We start from the raw sequence: 18129 nt of genomic DNA on the forward strand, positions 1-18129 counted from the left end.
CAATGTTAATTATACCAGTAAAAGAAGGAGAAAACATCGATAGAGCTTTAAAGCGTTTCAAGCGTAAGTTTGATAGAACCGGTGCTATGAGACAGCTAAGAAGCCGTCAACAATACACAAAGCCTTCTGTAAGGCGTAGAGCAGAAATCCAAAAAGCTCAATACATACAAGGACTTAGAGATAAAGAGGAATTGTAGTAGTTAAAAAACTAGGAATAAAAATCCCGCCAATTGGCGGGATTTTTTTATTTTCAGTGGTATCCAAATAATAGTATGGCTGTAAGCGCATTTTTAGACTATTTGCTTTTAGAGAAGAAGTATGCAAGAAATACTGTTCTTGCTTATGAAACCGATATTTTATCTTTTCAGAAGTTCTTAATGGCAGAAGAGGAGGTTTTAATACAAGTTTCTTATCCTGCTATACGAGAATGGATTGTTTTCTTAATTGAAGCGGGCAACGAAACTAGGACGGTAAATAGAAAGATAGCTTCCTTAAAGGCTTATTACGCTTTTCTATTAAGATCAGGTGCAATAGATAAAAATCCCTTCTCTAAGCATAAAACCTTAAAGGAAGAAAAAAAAGTACATATACCTTTTTCTGCAGCAGAAATGGAAAATGTTTTAGATTTAATTGGTTACCCAGCAGATTTTGAAGGTATAAGAGATCGACTGATAGTTTATTTGCTTTATACAACCGGAATAAGGCGGTCAGAACTTATCAATCTAAAATTTTCTAATGTAGATTTTGTGACTCAAAATATTAAAGTGTTAGGAAAAAGAAACAAAGAACGAATAATTCCCATGCTGTCTGGTTTGGCCAATCAAGCCATGCTTTATATAGAGGAGCGAAATAAATTGAATAACATTCAAGATAATGAATACTTTTTCTTGACTAAACGAGGGGTTAAATTATACGAAAATCTTGTTTATAGGGTTATTAATAAGTACCTTAGTAAGGTATCGCCCAAGGTAAAAAAGAGTCCGCATATGCTAAGGCATACCTTTGCTACGCATCTTTTGAACCAAGGGGCAGACCTTAATGCTGTGAAAGAGTTGTTAGGGCATTCTAGTTTGGCTGCAACACAGGTTTACACGCACAATAGTATAGCGGAACTTAAAAAAGCACACAAATTGGCCCACCCAAGAAACAAGAATTAAAATTCTTGATTGTTTAACCGTCTGTTTACATACAGACCTAAATCTTTAATTTATGAAGGTGAACTCACAATCCGTTAATTTCGATGCAGATCAAAAATTGTTAAATTTTGTGCAAGGCAGAATGGATAAATTAGAATTGTTTTACGATAAAGTAATCAGTTCAGATGTTTATTTGAAGGTTCAAAACACCAGTTCAAAAGAGAACAAGATTGTGGAAATTAAAGTGCAAATTCCAAGAGATCAATTGATTGTAAAAAAGCAATGTAAATCTTTTGAGGAAGCAGTAGATAGTGCATGTAGTTCATTAGAAAGGTTGTTGGTTAAAAAGAAGGAGAAATTGAGGGCGCACGCCTAAATAAAATTTTTTGCAAAAAGTTTTGAATAAATAAAAATATGTCTACATTTGCAGTCCGTTAGAAATAGCGGGCTTTTTTTGTGAGAAAAAAGACGGTTAAAAGCCGATATAGCTCAGCTGGCTAGAGCAGCTGATTTGTAATCAGCAGGTCGTGGGTTCGAGTCCCTCTATCGGCTCTGAAATACTGAAAAAAACACAAGGCGGGGAGATACTCAAGCGGCCAACGAGGGCAGACTGTAAATCTGCTGACTATGTCTTCGCAGGTTCGAATCCTGCTCTCCCCACTAAAGCCTTTTGTGAAGTTATGAATGTGTAATTTGCAAGAGGTGATATTGAAATTTTGAAATGAAAATTGCGGGAGTAGCTCAGTTGGTAGAGCGTCAGCCTTCCAAGCTGAATGTCGCCGGTTCGAACCCGGTCTCCCGCTCTAAGTCAAACCTGAAATTCGGGTTACTCTTCCGTTATGGGAGGCTATTTAAAAAGTAGTTGTTTCAACACTTTACGCCGGTGTAGCTCAGGGGTAGAGCGTTTCCTTGGTAAGGAAGAGGTCACGGGTTCAATTCCCGTCATTGGCTCAAACGATTTTGACACTAATATAAACTAAGATTAAAAATCATTTAAAATGGCTAAGGAAACTTTTGATCGTTCCAAACCACACCTTAATATAGGTACTATTGGACACGTAGACCACGGTAAAACAACTTTAACTGCTGCTATTACTACAGTATTGGCTAATGCAGGTCTTTCTGAGCTTAGAAGCTTTGATTCTATTGATAACGCTCCTGAGGAGAAAGAAAGAGGTATTACTATTAATACGTCTCACGTAGAGTATCAAACAGCTAACCGTCACTACGCACACGTTGACTGTCCTGGTCACGCGGATTACGTAAAGAACATGGTTACTGGTGCTGCTCAGATGGATGGTGCTATTTTGGTTGTTGCTGCAACTGATGGTCCTATGCCTCAAACTCGTGAGCACATCTTATTAGGTCGTCAGGTAGGTATTCCTAGAATCGTTGTTTTCTTGAACAAAGTTGACATGGTTGACGATGAGGAGTTGTTAGAGTTAGTTGAAATGGAAGTTAGAGAATTGCTTTCTTTCTATGAGTATGATGGAGATAACGGTCCTGTTATTGCTGGTTCAGCTTTAGGTGCTCTTAATGGTGAGCAAAAATGGGTGGACACTGTAATGAGTTTAATGGAGGCTGTAGATGAGTGGATTGAGCTTCCTGCTAGAGATGTTGATAAAGATTTCTTGATGCCAATCGAAGATGTATTCACAATTACTGGTCGTGGTACTGTTGCAACAGGACGTATCGAAACTGGTGTTGCTAACACTGGTGATCCTGTAGATATCATCGGTATGGGTGCAGAGAAGTTGTCTTCTACTATTACGGGTGTTGAGATGTTCCGTAAAATTTTGGATAGAGGTGAAGCTGGTGATAACGTTGGTCTTTTGTTGAGAGGTATTGAAAAGTCTGATATCAAAAGAGGAATGGTTATCTGTAAGCCAGGTTCTGTTAAGCCACACGCTAAATTTAAAGCGGAGGTTTATATCTTGAAGAAAGAAGAAGGTGGTCGTCACACACCTTTCCATAACAACTACCGTCCTCAGTTCTATGTTAGAACAACTGACGTAACTGGTAATATCAACCTTCCTGATGGAGTGGAAATGGTAATGCCTGGTGATAACTTGACAATTACTGTTGATTTGATTCAACCAATCGCATTAAGCGTAGGTCTACGTTTCGCTATCCGTGAAGGTGGTAGAACAGTAGGTGCTGGTCAGGTTACTGAAATTTTAGATTAATTATTTTATTATAAATAAAAGTTTATACTGAGGGTGTTCGTCTTAGACGAATACCTTTCAGTGTAAATACGGGTGTAGCTCAGTTGGTAGAGCACTGGTCTCCAAAACCAGGTGTCGGGAGTTCGAGTCTCTCCTCCCGTGCTTAAAGTTATTTCTTATGTTGACTTACGTTAGAGAATCTTGGGAAGAACTAAAGAATAATGTTACGTGGTTAAACCGCGAACAGGCTTCCAATTTAATGGTGGTAGTAGCAGTTTTTTCTATATTATTTGCACTTGCAACTTGGGGTGTAGATATGTTCTTTTCTGATTTGATTACCGGAAAGTTGTTTGATGTGGATACGTATCAAAACTTCTGGAGCACTGGCTTTTTTGGTGTGCTAAGGATTGTATGGTATGCTTTCTTAGTATTTGCTATTGCTGTTGGGGTAAACTCATTCTTTGGTAAGAAAAAATAAGGTCAATGTCAGAAATTTTAGAGAAAAAGTGGTATGTGGTTCGTGCGGTAAGCGGGCAAGAAAATAAGATAAAAGGTTATATCGAGAACGAGATTGAGCGTGCTGGGTATGGCGATTATTTAGAAGAAGTATTGGTGCCTACTGAAAAAGTGGTTCAGATACGAAATGGAAAAAAAATAAATAAAGAGCGTACTTACTTTCCTGGATATATTATGGTTAAAGCTAATCTAGGTGGTGAGATGGTACACTTGATAAAGTCTATAACTAATGTAATTGGTTTTCTTGGTGAAACCAAGGGTGGTGATCCCGTGCCATTGAGAAAATCTGAAGTGAATAGAATGTTAGGGAAGGTAGATGAGTTAGCTGTTAATACAGATAACGTTGCTATACCTTATGTTCTTGGGGAAACGGTAAAAGTTATAGATGGTCCTTTCAATGGGTTTAATGGAACTGTTGAAAAGATTAATGAAGAAAAGCGTAAGCTTGAGGTAATGGTGAAAATTTTCGGTAGAAAAACACCGTTGGAATTAAGTTATATGCAGGTAGAAAAAATTTAGAGCAAGAGCTGTTACAAATATAAATTGTGTGCTTCCAAATACACAATTCAAAATTTAATTAGACAAAATGGCAAAAGAAGTAGATAAGGTTGTAAAACTACAAGTTAGGGGAGGTGCTGCGAATCCATCGCCACCGGTTGGACCCGCCTTAGGTGCTGCTGGTGTTAACATCATGGAGTTCTGTAAGCAATTTAATGCTAGAACACAGGACAAACAAGGTAAAGTATTACCTGTTGTTATCACCGTTTACAAAGACAAATCTTTCGAGTTTGTTGTAAAAACACCACCTGCGGCCGTTCAATTGATGGAAGCAGCCAAGATTAAAAAAGGATCTGGCGAACCTAATCGAGTTAAATCAGGGTCTGTAAGTTGGGACCAAGTTAGAACAATTGCAGAGGAAAAGATGGTAGACTTAAATGCGTTTACTGTAGAATCTGCAATGATGATGGTTGCTGGTACAGCACGTTCCATGGGTCTTAAAGTATCTGGAACTAAACCTTTTTAATCTAAAAGCAATTTAGAATGGCAAAATTGACTAAAAAGCAAAAAGAAGCTCAATTAAAAATTGATAGGAATAAAATGTATTCCTTGGAGGAAGCTTCTGCTTTAGTAAAAGAAATTACCAATGTAAACTTTGATGCCTCTGTGGACCTAGCGGTGCGTTTGGGTGTTGATCCTAGAAAAGCAAACCAAATGGTTCGTGGTGTGGTTACATTGCCACACGGTACGGGTAAGGATGTTAAGGTTTTAGCGTTGGTGACACCAGATAAGGAAGCTGAGGCTAAAGAAGCTGGGGCAGACTTTGTTGGTTTAGATGAGTACCTTGATAAGATTAAAGGTGGATGGACAGATGTTGATGTGATTGTTACTATGCCTAGTGTTATGGGTAAGTTGGGTCCATTGGGTAGAATCTTAGGTCCTAGAGGTTTAATGCCTAACCCAAAAACTGGAACAGTAACTATGGATATAGGTAAGGCTGTTGCAGATGTTAAGGGCGGTAAAATAGACTTTAAAGTTGATAAAACAGGTATAGTTCATGCTGCTATAGGTAAAGTTTCATTTTCTGCGGACAAAATTGCAGGTAATGCAAAAGAGCTTATAGATACGCTTGTTAAACTTAAGCCAGCCGCTGCTAAAGGTGTATACATGAAAAGTATCTACCTAAGTAGCACTATGAGTCCTAGTGTTCAACTTGATCCAAAAGCAGTTTAATAGCGAGTAGCTCAAATTCAAAACAATGACAAGAGAAGAAAAAGCAACCGTAATTGAAGATTTGACTGCTCAGTTAGCGGATAGTTCTACCATTTATTTGGCAGATATTTCTGGTCTTGATGCAACGCAAACTTCAGATTTAAGAAGAGCTTGTTTTAAGGCTAATATAAAATTAGCAGTTGTAAAAAACACATTGCTTGCAAAGGCAATGGAAGCTTCAGAAAAAGAGTTTGGTGAGCTTCCTGGTGTACTTAAAGGTAATACGTCTTTAATGTTGTCAGAAACTGGCAATGCACCAGCAAAACTTATCAAAAACTTTAGAAAGAAAGCAGAAAAACCAATTTTAAAAGGTGCTTTCGTAGAAGAGGCAGTGTATGTAGGTGATGAAAACCTAGATGCGCTAGTTAATATCAAATCTAAGGAGGAAGTTATTGGGGATATCATTGGATTGTTACAATCTCCTGCCAAAAACGTTATCTCTGGACTTAAGTCTGGTGGTGGTAAATTGGCCGGTATCCTTAAAACCTTATCCGAGAAATAATTTGTACGCACAATAACCTTTATATTTTAAAATTTTATTAAACGATAGAAAAATGGCAGATTTAAAAGATTTTGCAGAACAGTTGGTTAACCTTACCGTAAAAGAGGTAAATGAATTAGCTGACATCCTTAAAGAAGAGTATGGTATAGAGCCTGCTGCTGCTGCAGTAGCTGTAGCTGCTGGTGGCGGTGCTGCTGGTGGTGGTGAAGCTGCAGAAGAGAAAACTGAATTTGATGTAATCCTAAAAGCTGCTGGTGCTTCTAAATTAGCTGTAGTTAAGTTGGTAAAAGAACTTACCGGTCTAGGATTAAAAGATGCTAAAGAAATCGTTGATAGTGCACCTAAAGCAATTAAAGAAGGTGTTTCTAAAGACGAAGCTGAAGGAATCAAAAATTCTTTGGAAGAAGCAGGAGCAGAAGTTGAGCTTAAATAAGAGCAGTAACTATAATTTAAGGGTTAAGGTCTTACCGATTATCGGTTAAGACCTTAGCCCGTTTTATAAAGCAACGTGTAATGGTGCACGTATCCCATTTAGAGATTTCACTATAAAAACTCGTCCATAGATGTTCAATAATCAGACTGAAAGAGTAAACTTTGCATCGGCTAAGAACATACCGGATTACCCGGATTTCTTGGACATTCAGATTAAATCTTTTCAAGACTTTTTTCAACTTGAGACTAAATCTGACGAAAGAGGCAACGAAGGTTTGTACAATACCTTCATGGAAAATTTTCCAATAACTGATACAAGAAATCAATTTGTTTTAGAGTTCTTGGATTACTTTATAGATCCTCCAAGATATTCTATACAGGAATGTATAGAAAGAGGTCTTACTTATAGTGTGCCGCTTAAGGCAAGATTAAAATTATACTGTACCGATCCTGAACACGAGGATTTCGAAACAATTGTACAGGATGTTTATTTAGGTACTATCCCATACATGACGCCTAGTGGTACTTTTGTTGTTAACGGGGCGGAACGTGTGGTTGTATCTCAGTTGCATAGATCACCAGGTGTATTCTTTGGTCAATCTTTCCATGCTAATGGTACAAAGTTATATTCAGCAAGGGTTATACCATTTAAAGGTTCTTGGATAGAATTTGCAACAGATATCAATAGCGTTATGTACGCTTATATTGATAGAAAGAAAAAATTACCGGTTACAACCTTATTCAGAGCAATAGGCTTTGAAAGGGATAAGGATATTTTAGAAATTTTTGATTTATCTGAAGAGGTTAAGGTTTCTAAAGCTGGACTTAAAAAAGTATTAGGACGTAAGCTTGCTGCTAGGGTATTGAACACCTGGCACGAGGATTTTGTGGATGAGGATACAGGTGAAGTTGTTTCTATTGAAAGAAATGAAATTGTATTAGATCGTGATACCGTTCTTGAAAAAGAACATATTGATGAAATCTTGGACGCTGATGTTAAGACTATTCTTTTGCACAAGGAAAATAATAGTCAATCAGATTACGCCATTATACATAATACGTTACAAAAGGACCCTACCAACTCCGAAAAAGAGGCGGTAGAACATATCTATAGACAATTACGTAATGCAGAACCGCCAGATGAGGAAACTGCACGTGGTATTATAGATAAATTGTTCTTTTCTGATCAACGTTACAACTTAGGAGAAGTTGGTCGTTATAGAATGAATAAGAAATTAGGTTTGGATATTGGAATGGACAAACAGGTTTTGACCAAAGATGATATCATAACCATTATAAAATATCTAATCGAGTTAATTAACTCTAAAGCGGAAATCGATGATATTGATCACTTATCAAATCGTCGTGTTAGAACCGTTGGTGAGCAATTATCTTCTCAATTTGGTGTAGGTTTAGCTCGTATGGCACGTACCATTCGTGAGCGTATGAACGTTCGTGATAATGAGGTATTTACGCCTATCGATTTGATCAACGCAAAGACATTGTCGTCGGTTATCAATTCATTCTTTGGTACCAACCAATTGTCTCAGTTTATGGATCAAACCAATCCATTGGCAGAGATAACGCATAAAAGACGTTTATCTGCACTAGGACCAGGAGGTCTTTCAAGAGAAAGAGCCGGTTTTGAGGTGCGAGACGTTCACTATACACATTATGGTAGACTTTGTCCTATTGAAACTCCTGAAGGACCAAACATTGGTTTAATTTCTTCTTTGGGGGTATTTGCCAAGGTAAACCAAATGGGCTTCTTGGAAACTCCTTATCGTAAGGTAGAAGATGGAAAAGTAGATGTAAAGAACCACATTTACTTGAGTGCGGAGGAAGAAGAAGGAATGAAGATTGCGCAAGCCAACATTCCTCTGAAAGAAGATGGTTCTATAGATACGGACAAAGTTATTGCAAGAGAAGAAGGTGATTTCCCTGTAGTTGAGCCAACGGATATTCAATATACGGATGTTGCGCCTAACCAAATCGCTTCAATTTCTGCATCGCTTATTCCATTCTTGGAGCACGATGATGCGAACCGTGCTTTGATGGGGTCTAACATGATGCGCCAGGCTGTACCATTATTAAGGCCTGAGTCTCCAATTGTAGGTACTGGATTGGAAGGACAAGTAGCTAAAGATTCTAGAGTATTGATAAATGCTGAAGAGGACGGCGTAGTAGATTATGTAGATGCACAGAAAATTGTGTTGAAATACACCCGTTCTGAAGAAGAGCGTTTAATCAGCTTTGATGAGGATTACAAAACGTATGACCTTATTAAGTTCCGTAAAACAAACCAAGGAACATCTATCAACCTTAAACCAATTGTAAGAAAAGGTGATAAGGTACAAAAAGGTCAAGTTCTTTGCGAAGGTTACGCAACACAAAAAGGAGAGTTAGCCTTAGGTAGGAATATGAAGGTTGCCTTCATGCCTTGGAAAGGTTATAACTTTGAGGATGCAATTGTAATTTCTGAGAAGGTAGTAAAAGAGGATATCTTTACTTCTATACATATAGATGAGTATTCTTTAGAGGTTAGAGATACCAAGTTGGGTGCAGAAGAATTAACCAATGATATTCCTAACGTTTCGGAAGAAGCAACTAAAGATTTGGATGAATATGGTATGATCCGCATTGGCGCGGAGGTAAAACCTGGAGATATCTTAATTGGTAAGATTACTCCAAAAGGTGAATCCGATCCAACTCCAGAAGAAAAATTATTGCGTGCCATCTTCGGAGATAAGGCCGGAGATGTTAAGGATGCATCTTTAAAAGCTTCTCCTTCACTTAGAGGTGTGGTAATAGATAAAAAACTATTCTCTAGGTCTATTAAGGATAAGCGTAAGCGTTCAGAAGATAAGGAGGCTATAGCTAAATTAGAGTTGGAATATGAAGTGAAATTTCAACAACTAAAAGATGTGTTAATTGAAAAATTATTCACATTGATTAATGGTAAAACATCTCAAGGCGTACAAAATGATTTGGGAGAAGAAGTGCTTCCAAAAGGTAAAAAGTATACCATTAAGATGTTGAATTCAGTGGACGATTTTGCCCACTTGGTTAGCGGTACTTGGACTACTGATGATACAACCAATACCATGGTTGCAGATTTGCTTCACAATTATAAAATTAAATTGAACGACCTTCAAGGTAACTTAAGGAGGGATAAATTCACAATTTCAGTTGGTGATGAACTTCCTGCAGGTATCATGAAATTGGCCAAAGTATATATTGCTAAAAAGCGTAAGCTTAAAGTAGGTGATAAAATGGCTGGTCGTCACGGTAACAAAGGTATCGTTGCAAGAATCGTTCGTCAAGAAGATATGCCATTCTTAGAAGATGGAACCCCTGTGGATATTGTATTAAACCCACTTGGTGTACCTTCTCGTATGAATATTGGTCAGATTTATGAAACTGTATTAGGTTGGGCCGGTCTTAAATTGGATAAGAAATTCGCAACGCCAATTTTTGATGGTGCATCTTTAGATGAAATCAATAGCCTTACAGATGAAGCGGGTATTCCTCCATTTGGTCATACGTATTTGTATGATGGTGGCACGGGAGAACGTTTTGATCAACCAGCAACAGTGGGTGTAATCTATATGTTGAAATTAGGACACATGGTAGATGATAAAATGCACGCACGTTCTATCGGACCATACTCGCTTATTACGCAACAGCCACTTGGAGGTAAAGCACAATTTGGTGGTCAGCGTTTTGGAGAGATGGAAGTTTGGGCACTTGAAGCTTATGGTGCTTCTGCAACCTTACGTGAGATATTGACAGTGAAGTCCGATGATGTAATCGGAAGGGCTAAAACTTATGAGTCAATCGTTAAGGGTGAGACCATGCCAGAACCTGGGTTGCCAGAATCTTTCAACGTATTAATGCACGAGCTAAAAGGTTTGGGCTTAGATATTAGATTGGAAGAATAATTTAATAGTTGCACAACTATTTATAAGAGAACATAGTTAAACATTTCATCTTTATAGCATCATGGCTAGAGCAAAAGATAATAATACACAAAAAAGGTTTAATAAGATTTCCATAGGTCTGGCTTCTCCAGAATCTATTTTGGCAGAATCTAGAGGTGAGGTCTTAAAACCTGAAACTATAAATTATAGAACGCACAAACCTGAGCGAGATGGGCTTTTCTGCGAACGTATCTTTGGTCCTGTAAAGGACTATGAGTGTGCTTGTGGTAAGTACAAGCGTATTCGTTATCGCGGTATTGTTTGTGATCGTTGTGGGGTAGAGGTTACGGAGAAAAAAGTACGTAGAGATAGGGTTGGTCATATCAATTTGGTAGTACCTGTGGCTCATATCTGGTATTTCCGTTCTTTACCAAACAAAATAGGATACCTATTAGGATTACCATCCAAGAAATTGGATATGATTATCTATTATGAAAGATATGTGGTAATTCAACCTGGTATCGCAAAAGGACCTGAAGGGGAGGAGTTAAACAAGATGGACTTCTTAACAGAGGAAGAATACTTAAACATCTTGGAGTCTATTCCTGTAGAAAATCAATATTTAGAAGATACAGACCCTAATAAGTTCATCGCTAAGATGGGTGCGGAATGTCTTATTGATTTGTTAGGTCGTATCGATTTGGAGCAGTTATCTTACGAGTTGCGCCACAAGGCAAACACGGAGACTTCAAAACAACGTAAAACAGAAGCTCTTAAAAGACTTCAAGTGGTGGAAGCGTTGCGTGAATCTCAAGAGAATCGTGAGAACAGACCAGAATGGATGATCATGAAAGTAATTCCGGTTATACCGCCAGAATTACGTCCATTAGTTCCGTTAGATGGAGGTAGATTTGCTACTTCAGATTTAAATGACCTTTATAGAAGGGTAATTATCAGAAACAATCGTTTAAAACGATTGATGGAAATTAAGGCTCCAGAGGTAATTCTTAGAAATGAGAAAAGGATGCTACAAGAGGCCGTTGATTCTTTGTTTGACAACACCAGAAAAGCATCTGCTGTTAAAACAGAATCTAATAGGCCGTTAAAATCCTTGTCAGATTCCTTAAAAGGTAAGCAAGGTCGTTTTCGTCAGAACTTATTGGGTAAACGTGTAGATTATTCAGCACGTTCTGTTATTGTTGTAGGTCCAGAAATGAACCTATACGAGTGCGGTTTACCAAAAGATATGGCGGCTGAGTTATACAAGCCATTTATCATCAGAAAGTTGATTGAGCGTGGTATTGTTAAAACGGTAAAGTCTGCTAAAAAGATTATTGATAAAAAAGAGCCTGTAGTTTGGGATATTTTAGAAAATGTATTGAAAGGCCACCCAGTTCTATTGAACCGTGCCCCCACATTACACCGTTTAGGTATCCAAGCATTTCAGCCTAAATTAATTGAAGGTAAGGCAATACGTTTACACCCATTGGCATGTACCGCATTTAACGCGGATTTTGATGGGGATCAGATGGCGGTTCACTTACCATTAGGACCTGAGGCTATACTAGAAGCACAATTATTGATGTTGGCTTCGCAAAACATATTAAATCCTGCAAACGGTTCGCCAATTGCAGTACCTTCCCAGGATATGGTTTTGGGTCTTTATTATATGACCAAAAAACGTGTTACGGATGATACGTATACGGTTAAAGGTGAAGGCTTAACTTTTTATTCTCCGGAGGAAGTAGAAATAGCTTTTAACGAGAAACGTGTTGAGTTAAATGCTGGAATTAAGGTAAGAACAAAAGACTTTAATGAAGAAGGCGAATTGGTTACCCAAATCGTTGACACTACGGTAGGTAGGGTCTTGTTCAACCAAATGGTTCCAGAAGAAGCCGGATTTATAAATCAGGTTTTAACCAAGAAAGCATTAAGAAATATTATTGGTGATATTTTAGCTGTAACAGATGTTCCTAGAACAGCCGCATTCTTGGATAAAATCAAGACTATGGGATATACTTTTGCCTTTAAAGGTGGTCTATCTTTTAGTTTAGGTGATATTATTATTCCTGCAGAGAAACATGATATGATTGCCGAAGCCAATGAACAGGTAGATGGTATTATGATGAATTATAACATGGGTCTAATCACCAATAACGAACGTTATAACCAGGTGATTGATGTATGGACTTCTACAAATGCAATGCTGACCGAATTAGCTATGAAGCGTATTCGTGAAGATCAGCAAGGATTCAACTCCGTGTTTATGATGTTGGATTCCGGAGCAAGGGGTTCCAAAGAACAAATTAGACAGCTTACCGGTATGCGTGGATTGATGGCGAAGCCTAAAAAGTCTACAGCCGGAGGTGGTGAAATTATTGAAAACCCAATTCTTTCTAACTTTAAAGAAGGGCTTTCAATTTTGGAATACTTTATTTCAACGCACGGTGCGCGTAAAGGTCTTGCGGATACCGCTTTAAAAACGGCAGATGCAGGTTACCTTACAAGAAGGCTTGTAGATGTTTCCCAAGATGTAATAATAAATTCTACAGACTGTGGTACATTAAGAGGTATTGAGGTAGAGCCATTACGTAAGAACGAAGAGATTGTAGAATCTTTAGGAGAGCGTATTATTGGTCGAGTTTCTTTACACGATGTGTATAATCCATTGAACGAAGAGTTACTTGTAGCCGCTGGTCAGGAGATTTCAGAGGAAATTGTGAAGAAGATTGAAGCTTCTCCAATTGAGAAAATTGAAGTACGCTCACCATTAACTTGCGAGGCAGAAAAAGGTATTTGTGCTAAATGTTATGGTAGAAACCTGGCAACCAACAAAATGGTTCAAAGAGGTGAGGCAGTAGGTGTTGTAGCTGCGCAATCTATTGGGGAGCCCGGTACACAGCTTACCCTGCGTACATTCCACGTAGGAGGTATTGCAGGTAACATATCTGAAGAAAATAAACTTGAGGCTAAGTTCTCTGGTAAAGCGGAAATCGAAGATTTACGTTTAGTTCAAGGAGAGAATGGGGAAGGTGAAAAAGTTGATATTGTTATCTCTAGAACATCCGAAATTAAAATTGTAGATGAAAAGACCGGTATTACGTTAAGTACTAATAATATACCTTACGGTTCTGTCCTACAAATCAAAAATGGTGCAAAAGTTTCTAAAGGAGATACTATTTGTACTTGGGATCCATATAACGGTGTAATTGTATCTGAATTCACTGGTGAGATTGCTTATGAGAATATTGAGCAAGGTGTTACTTACCAGGTAGAGATAGATGAGCAAACAGGTTTCCAAGAAAAAGTAATTTCTGAATCAAGAAACAAAAAATTAATTCCAACCCTTTTAATAAAAGATGGAAAAGGCGAAACTTTAAGGTCTTATAACTTACCAGTAGGGTCTCACATAATGGTGGACGATGGTGAGAAAATCAAAGAGGGTAAAACTTTGGTAAAGATTCCACGTAAATCTGCGAAAGCGGGTGATATTACTGGTGGTCTGCCAAGGGTGACAGAATTATTTGAAGCACGTAATCCATCTAACCCAGCAGTGGTTTCAGAAATTGATGGTGTAGTTTCTTTTGGTAAGATAAAGCGTGGTAATCGTGAGATTATCATTGAATCTAAATTAGGAGAAATTAAGAAATACCTAGTAAAATTATCTAATCAGATTCTTGTTCAAGAAAACGATTATGTTAGAGCTGGTATGCCGTTATCTGATGGGTCTATTACCCCAGAAGATATTCTTAAAATCAAAGGGCCATCTGCTGTACAGCAATATTTGGTAAACGAAGTTCAGGAGGTTTACCGTTTACAAGGTGTAAAAATCAACGATAAGCACTTTGAGGTTGTGGTTAGACAAATGATGCGTAAAGTAAGAATACAAGATGCAGGTGATACTATTTTCTTAGAGAACCAATTGGTACATAAAGGAGATTTCATCAAAGAAAACGATGAGATTTTTGGAAAGAAAGTGGTAGAAGACGCAGGTGATTCAGATAACTTAAAGCCAGGTCAAATTGTTACAGTAAGACAGTTAAGGGATGAAAATTCATTGCTTAAACGTTCTGATAAAAACCTTGTAACCGCTCGCGATGCAGTAGCAGCAACGGCAACACCAATTCTACAGGGTATTACCAGAGCGTCACTACAAACTAAATCGTTCATTTCTGCAGCTTCCTTCCAAGAAACTACAAAAGTATTGAATGAGGCAGCCGTTAGTGGAAAAGTTGATGGTCTTGAAGGACTTAAGGAGAATGTTATTGTAGGTCATAGAATACCAGCTGGTACCGGTATGAGGGACTATGACAGCATAATCGTTGGTTCTAAAGAAGAATACGATGAAATAATGGCTCGTAAAGAAGAGTTTAAATTTTAATTATGGCTGAACAGGATAAAAAGCAACAACAAATAAATATAGAATTGGATGAAAAGATGGCTGAGGGTACCTATTCAAATCTGGCCATTATCAATCATTCGGTATCTGAATTCGTTGTTGATTTTATAAGTCTAATGCCAGGAGCGCCTAAAGGTAAGGTTAAGGGTAGAATAATTTTAACTCCCCAGCATGCCAAAAAGTTCTTAAAAGCATTAAACGATAATGTTCAGCGATTTGAAAACGCTCACGGAGCTATTAAAGATTATGAGCAACCTCCCATTCCATTGAACTTTGGACCTACGGGAGAGGCCTAATAAAAAAGCCCGCAGTTTAAACTGCGGGCTTTATTTTTTAGAATATTTATTCATATTCTGAGGTAAAATGTAGTTTTACGTTGGGGTATTTTTGTTGGGTCATTTGTAACGAGAATTGCGAATCTGCCAAGAAAACTAATTTATTGTGCTTATCTCTCGCTAAAAATTTTTGTTTCACCCTTTTAAATTCTTTAAACTCCTCATCCTTTTCATTTCCTTCTACCCAGCAAGCCTTGTGTACGGGTAAATTTTCATAGGTGCATTTAGCCCCATATTCGTGTTCTAAACGGTATTGAATTACTTCATACTGTAGTGCTCCTACCGTGCCAATTACTTTTCTATTGTTCATTTCTAAAGTGAATAGCTGTGCAACACCTTCATCCATTAATTGGTCAATACCTTTATTCAGTTGTTTTGCCTTTAAGGGGTCTGCGTTGTTAATGTATCTAAAATGTTCTGGTGAAAAGCTGGGAATACCTTTGTAGTGTAACTCTTCCCCGTTAGTTAAGGAGTCGCCAATTTTAAAGTTTCCCGTGTCATGTAACCCCACTATATCACCAGGAAAGGAAATGTCTACAATTTCTTTCTTTTCAGCAAAAAAAGCATTTGGACTAGAAAATTTTAGTTTTTTACCATTTCTTACATGTAAGTAGGGTGTGTTTCTTTCAAAAGTTCCCGATACAATTTTTATAAAGGCCAAACGGTCTCTGTGCTTAGGGTCCATATTGGCGTGTATTTTAAAGACAAAACCAGAGAAGTCTTTTTCATTGGCTTTTACTAAACGTTCTTCGGCCATTTTAGGTCTCGGTGCCGGTGCTATTTCTATAAAGCAATCTAGGAGTTCTCTAACGCCAAAATTATTTAAGGCAGAACCAAAAAATACAGGTTGTAATTTACCGTTTAAATAAGCTTCTTTTTCAAATGGAGGATAAACACCGTCAACTAATTCAAGGTTCTCACGTAGAGAAATTGCAGCTTTTTCACCTATGATTTTTTCAAGTTCCGGACTATCTATGTTATCAAAGGCAATAGTTTCTTCAATATTTTGTTTGCTGTTTCCACTGAACAAGTTGATATTCTTTTCATAAATGTTGTAAATACCTTTAAAATCGTATCCCATACCAATTGGAAAACTTAAAGGAGTGACTTGTAGTCCAAGCTTTTGTTCTACTTCATCCAATAAATCAAATGCATCTTTACCCTCACGATCCAATTTGTTTATAAAAACAATCATGGGAATATTGCGCATACGACAAACTTCAACTAGCTTTTCAGTTTGTTCTTCAACGCCCTTCGCAACATCAATAACCACTATAACGCTATCCACGGCGGTTAATGTCCTAAAGGTGTCCTCGGCAAAATCTTTGTGTCCTGGGGTATCTAGAATATTAATTTTTTTATCCTTGTATATGAAGGCCAAAACGGAAGTGGCTACGGAAATTCCTCTCTGTCTTTCAATTTCCATGAAATCACTGGTAGCAGATTTTTTTATTTTGTTGCTTTTTACCGCTCCTGCTTCTTGTATGGCACCACCGAAAAGGAGTAACTTTTCCGTCAATGTGGTCTTACCTGCATCGGGGTGCGATATAATTCCGAAGGTCCTCCTTCGGCTTATTTCTTTCTCAAAATTCATTCTAAAAATTTGAGCAAAAATAGTTTAAAAATCTGACTGTCTTTTAAGGAGTCTAATAGGACAATTGTTAATATCTCTTTTAGATAAAAATTATAATTTGATTGTTAGGAAGTAAAAAGAAGTTATAAATTCGCTTTAACATTAACTATAAAAATATCTTTCCCCCAATCCGTTTTATGTGTAGGTGTTAAATCAACGTAATTACGAATACTTAATCGATAAAAATGGGAAAATAATAGGAATAACAATACATATGCACAAGATTAGTCCCAATATCTTGCCTACTAAATAATACCTATAAGACTATGGTAATATTGATTTAATATTATCATTGTATGACAAATTTATACTATAAATATTCGAGACATCTTCATAAAAGTCTGTTACTTGGTTTTTTCGTTTTTCTTTTTTCAATTATGTCATATTCTTCTTCGATTGAGAAAGGGGTTTTTATTGAGAATACAATTAGAATAACAGAAGATTATGATGGCGATGGTATTTCTGATAATCATGATGTTGATATAGATGGTGATGGAATTACCAATATAATGGAGGATAGAAATGAAGACGGAGATAATTGTTATTGGACATATCCCTCTGATACGGATGGCGATGGTATTCCAGACTATATTGATATTGATTCAGACAATGATGGAATATTGGATAATTTGGAGAGTCAAAATTGGCATTATTATTTTGCGCCATCTGGTGTTGATAAAAATGCAAATGGATTAGATGATGTCTACGAAAGGAATGGTCTTTTTGGTATAATTCCTGATGATAGTAGGGATAGGGATGGAATACCCAATCAATTGGATTTAGATTCTGACAATGATGGAATTCCTGATAATGTTGAAGCACAAGCTACAAACGGGTATATTAAACCTAGTGGAGTTGATTTAGATAATGATGGACTGGATGATTCCTATGAAGGGATTGGAAATAGTGGTTTAACTCCAGTTAATACAGATGGTTTATGGAAGCCAGATTATTTAGATTACGATTCTGATGAAGATGGGGTACCCGATAGTAACGAGGGACACGACTTCGACTATGACGGCGAGCCGGACAACACGTACACGGGAGTGGACACGGACAACGACGGTCTGGACGATGGCTATGAGGGCAGTGACGTGGACGACGGCTATGACGTTAACGATGAGATAGAGGACCCAGCGAACGATCTACCGGATACCGATGGAACGGAGGACGTTAACTACCGTGATTTGGACGATGACGGAGACGGCATAGATACCCCGGACGAAGATGCGAACGGTGACGGCGACCCGACCAATGACGATACGGACCAAGACGGCACCCCGGACTATCTGGACCCGGACAACGGCCCTGATACGGATGG

At 37.8% G+C, this 18129-nt stretch carries 14 protein-coding genes, 5 tRNA genes and 1 pseudogene; 19 read left to right on the top strand and 1 reads right to left on the bottom strand.

The window, feature by feature from the left end:
- Nucleotides 1-2 precede the first annotated feature (2 nt).
- The 18 genes from rpsU (at nucleotide 3) to BUL40_RS15060 (ending at nucleotide 15136) form a co-directional block, all read left to right on the top strand.
- On the top strand, nucleotides 3-197 hold the full coding sequence (rpsU, locus tag BUL40_RS14975; protein ID WP_010519818.1) for a 30S ribosomal protein S21: 195 nt from the start codon (nucleotides 3-5) through the stop codon (nucleotides 195-197).
- Nucleotides 198-272: 75 nt separating this feature from the next.
- Nucleotides 273-1157 (top strand): tyrosine-type recombinase/integrase, encoded by an 885-nt coding sequence (locus BUL40_RS14980; protein WP_176465496.1) that lies wholly within the window; start codon nucleotides 273-275, stop codon nucleotides 1155-1157.
- A gap of 52 nt (nucleotides 1158-1209) precedes the next feature.
- Nucleotides 1210-1512, top strand: coding sequence for a ribosome hibernation-promoting factor, HPF/YfiA family (hpf, locus tag BUL40_RS14985; RefSeq protein ID WP_010519816.1), 303 nt, complete (start codon nucleotides 1210-1212; stop codon nucleotides 1510-1512).
- A gap of 102 nt (nucleotides 1513-1614) precedes the next feature.
- Nucleotides 1615-1688 (top strand) — tRNA-Thr (locus tag BUL40_RS14990).
- Nucleotides 1689-1714: 26 nt separating this feature from the next.
- Nucleotides 1715-1796, top strand: a tRNA-Tyr gene (locus tag BUL40_RS14995).
- 70 nt (nucleotides 1797-1866) lie between these two features.
- Nucleotides 1867-1939, top strand: a tRNA-Gly gene (locus tag BUL40_RS15000).
- 76 nt (nucleotides 1940-2015) lie between these two features.
- Nucleotides 2016-2087, top strand: a tRNA-Thr gene (locus BUL40_RS15005).
- Between the two features lie 47 nt (nucleotides 2088-2134).
- Nucleotides 2135-3322 (top strand): elongation factor Tu, encoded by a 1188-nt coding sequence (gene tuf / locus BUL40_RS15010; RefSeq protein WP_010519815.1) that lies wholly within the window; start codon nucleotides 2135-2137, stop codon nucleotides 3320-3322.
- 68 nt (nucleotides 3323-3390) lie between these two features.
- Nucleotides 3391-3463 (top strand) — tRNA-Trp (locus tag BUL40_RS15015).
- A gap of 16 nt (nucleotides 3464-3479) precedes the next feature.
- Nucleotides 3480-3779 (top strand): preprotein translocase subunit SecE, encoded by a 300-nt coding sequence (secE, locus tag BUL40_RS15020; protein ID WP_010519814.1) that lies wholly within the window; start codon nucleotides 3480-3482, stop codon nucleotides 3777-3779.
- Between the two features lie 5 nt (nucleotides 3780-3784).
- Nucleotides 3785-4336 carry a transcription termination/antitermination protein NusG gene (gene nusG, locus BUL40_RS15025; RefSeq protein WP_010519813.1) on the top strand — a complete coding sequence of 184 codons (552 nt, stop codon included), beginning with the start codon at nucleotides 3785-3787 and terminating at the stop codon, nucleotides 4334-4336.
- A 67-nt stretch (nucleotides 4337-4403) separates the two neighbouring features.
- Nucleotides 4404-4841, top strand: a complete 438-nt coding sequence (gene rplK / locus BUL40_RS15030) for a 50S ribosomal protein L11 (RefSeq protein WP_010519812.1) — start codon at nucleotides 4404-4406, stop codon at nucleotides 4839-4841.
- 17 nt (nucleotides 4842-4858) lie between these two features.
- Nucleotides 4859-5548 (top strand): 50S ribosomal protein L1, encoded by a 690-nt coding sequence (gene rplA / locus BUL40_RS15035; RefSeq protein ID WP_010519811.1) that lies wholly within the window; start codon nucleotides 4859-4861, stop codon nucleotides 5546-5548.
- 25 nt (nucleotides 5549-5573) lie between these two features.
- Complete coding sequence (gene rplJ, locus BUL40_RS15040; RefSeq protein WP_010519810.1) at nucleotides 5574-6089, top strand: 50S ribosomal protein L10; 516 nt, start codon at nucleotides 5574-5576, stop codon at nucleotides 6087-6089.
- Nucleotides 6090-6141: 52 nt separating this feature from the next.
- Nucleotides 6142-6522, top strand: a complete 381-nt coding sequence (rplL, locus tag BUL40_RS15045; protein WP_010519809.1) for a 50S ribosomal protein L7/L12 — start codon at nucleotides 6142-6144, stop codon at nucleotides 6520-6522.
- Nucleotides 6523-6652: 130 nt separating this feature from the next.
- The gene (gene rpoB / locus BUL40_RS15050) at nucleotides 6653-10462 is read left to right on the top strand and encodes a DNA-directed RNA polymerase subunit beta (RefSeq protein ID WP_010519808.1); all 3810 of its coding nucleotides are present in this window, start codon (nucleotides 6653-6655) and stop codon (nucleotides 10460-10462) included.
- A 61-nt stretch (nucleotides 10463-10523) separates the two neighbouring features.
- Entirely contained in the window at nucleotides 10524-14822 is a 4299-nt protein-coding gene (gene rpoC / locus BUL40_RS15055; RefSeq protein WP_080319906.1) for a DNA-directed RNA polymerase subunit beta', read from the top strand.
- 2 nt (nucleotides 14823-14824) lie between these two features.
- Nucleotides 14825-15136 carry a DUF3467 domain-containing protein gene (locus BUL40_RS15060; protein WP_080319907.1) on the top strand — a complete coding sequence of 104 codons (312 nt, stop codon included), beginning with the start codon at nucleotides 14825-14827 and terminating at the stop codon, nucleotides 15134-15136.
- A 46-nt stretch (nucleotides 15137-15182) separates the two neighbouring features.
- Here the strand turns inward: BUL40_RS15060 and BUL40_RS15065 are convergent, their stop codons facing one another.
- Nucleotides 15183-16769, bottom strand: a complete 1587-nt coding sequence (locus tag BUL40_RS15065) for a peptide chain release factor 3 (protein WP_080319908.1) — start codon at nucleotides 16767-16769, stop codon at nucleotides 15183-15185.
- A gap of 416 nt (nucleotides 16770-17185) precedes the next feature.
- On the opposite strand from BUL40_RS15065, the pseudogene BUL40_RS15070 reads away from it, so the two are divergent.
- A pseudogene (locus BUL40_RS15070) lies at nucleotides 17186-18129 on the top strand (hypothetical protein); the annotation flags it as partial.

Origin of the sequence: Croceivirga radicis, assembly GCF_002072105.2 — a bacterium.
Lineage (GTDB): Bacteria > Bacteroidota > Bacteroidia > Flavobacteriales > Flavobacteriaceae > Croceivirga > Croceivirga radicis.

What these genes read in the sequence shown, in the direction of transcription:
- rpsU (WP_010519818.1), top strand. Translation starts at nt 3, where the DNA reads ATGTTAATTATACCAGTAAAAGAAGGAGAAAACATCGATAGAGCTTTA.
- BUL40_RS14980 (WP_176465496.1), top strand. Translation starts at nt 273, where the DNA reads ATGGCTGTAAGCGCATTTTTAGACTATTTGCTTTTAGAGAAGAAGTAT.
- hpf (WP_010519816.1), top strand. Translation starts at nt 1,210, where the DNA reads ATGAAGGTGAACTCACAATCCGTTAATTTCGATGCAGATCAAAAATTG.
- tuf (WP_010519815.1), top strand. Translation starts at nt 2,135, where the DNA reads ATGGCTAAGGAAACTTTTGATCGTTCCAAACCACACCTTAATATAGGT.
- secE (WP_010519814.1), top strand. Translation starts at nt 3,480, where the DNA reads ATGTTGACTTACGTTAGAGAATCTTGGGAAGAACTAAAGAATAATGTT.
- nusG (WP_010519813.1), top strand. Translation starts at nt 3,785, where the DNA reads ATGTCAGAAATTTTAGAGAAAAAGTGGTATGTGGTTCGTGCGGTAAGC.
- rplK (WP_010519812.1), top strand. Translation starts at nt 4,404, where the DNA reads ATGGCAAAAGAAGTAGATAAGGTTGTAAAACTACAAGTTAGGGGAGGT.
- rplA (WP_010519811.1), top strand. Translation starts at nt 4,859, where the DNA reads ATGGCAAAATTGACTAAAAAGCAAAAAGAAGCTCAATTAAAAATTGAT.
- rplJ (WP_010519810.1), top strand. Translation starts at nt 5,574, where the DNA reads ATGACAAGAGAAGAAAAAGCAACCGTAATTGAAGATTTGACTGCTCAG.
- rplL (WP_010519809.1), top strand. Translation starts at nt 6,142, where the DNA reads ATGGCAGATTTAAAAGATTTTGCAGAACAGTTGGTTAACCTTACCGTA.
- rpoB (WP_010519808.1), top strand. Translation starts at nt 6,653, where the DNA reads ATGTTCAATAATCAGACTGAAAGAGTAAACTTTGCATCGGCTAAGAAC.
- rpoC (WP_080319906.1), top strand. Translation starts at nt 10,524, where the DNA reads ATGGCTAGAGCAAAAGATAATAATACACAAAAAAGGTTTAATAAGATT.
- BUL40_RS15060 (WP_080319907.1), top strand. Translation starts at nt 14,825, where the DNA reads ATGGCTGAACAGGATAAAAAGCAACAACAAATAAATATAGAATTGGAT.
- BUL40_RS15065 (WP_080319908.1), bottom strand. Translation starts at nt 16,769, where the DNA reads ATGAATTTTGAGAAAGAAATAAGCCGAAGGAGGACCTTCGGAATTATA.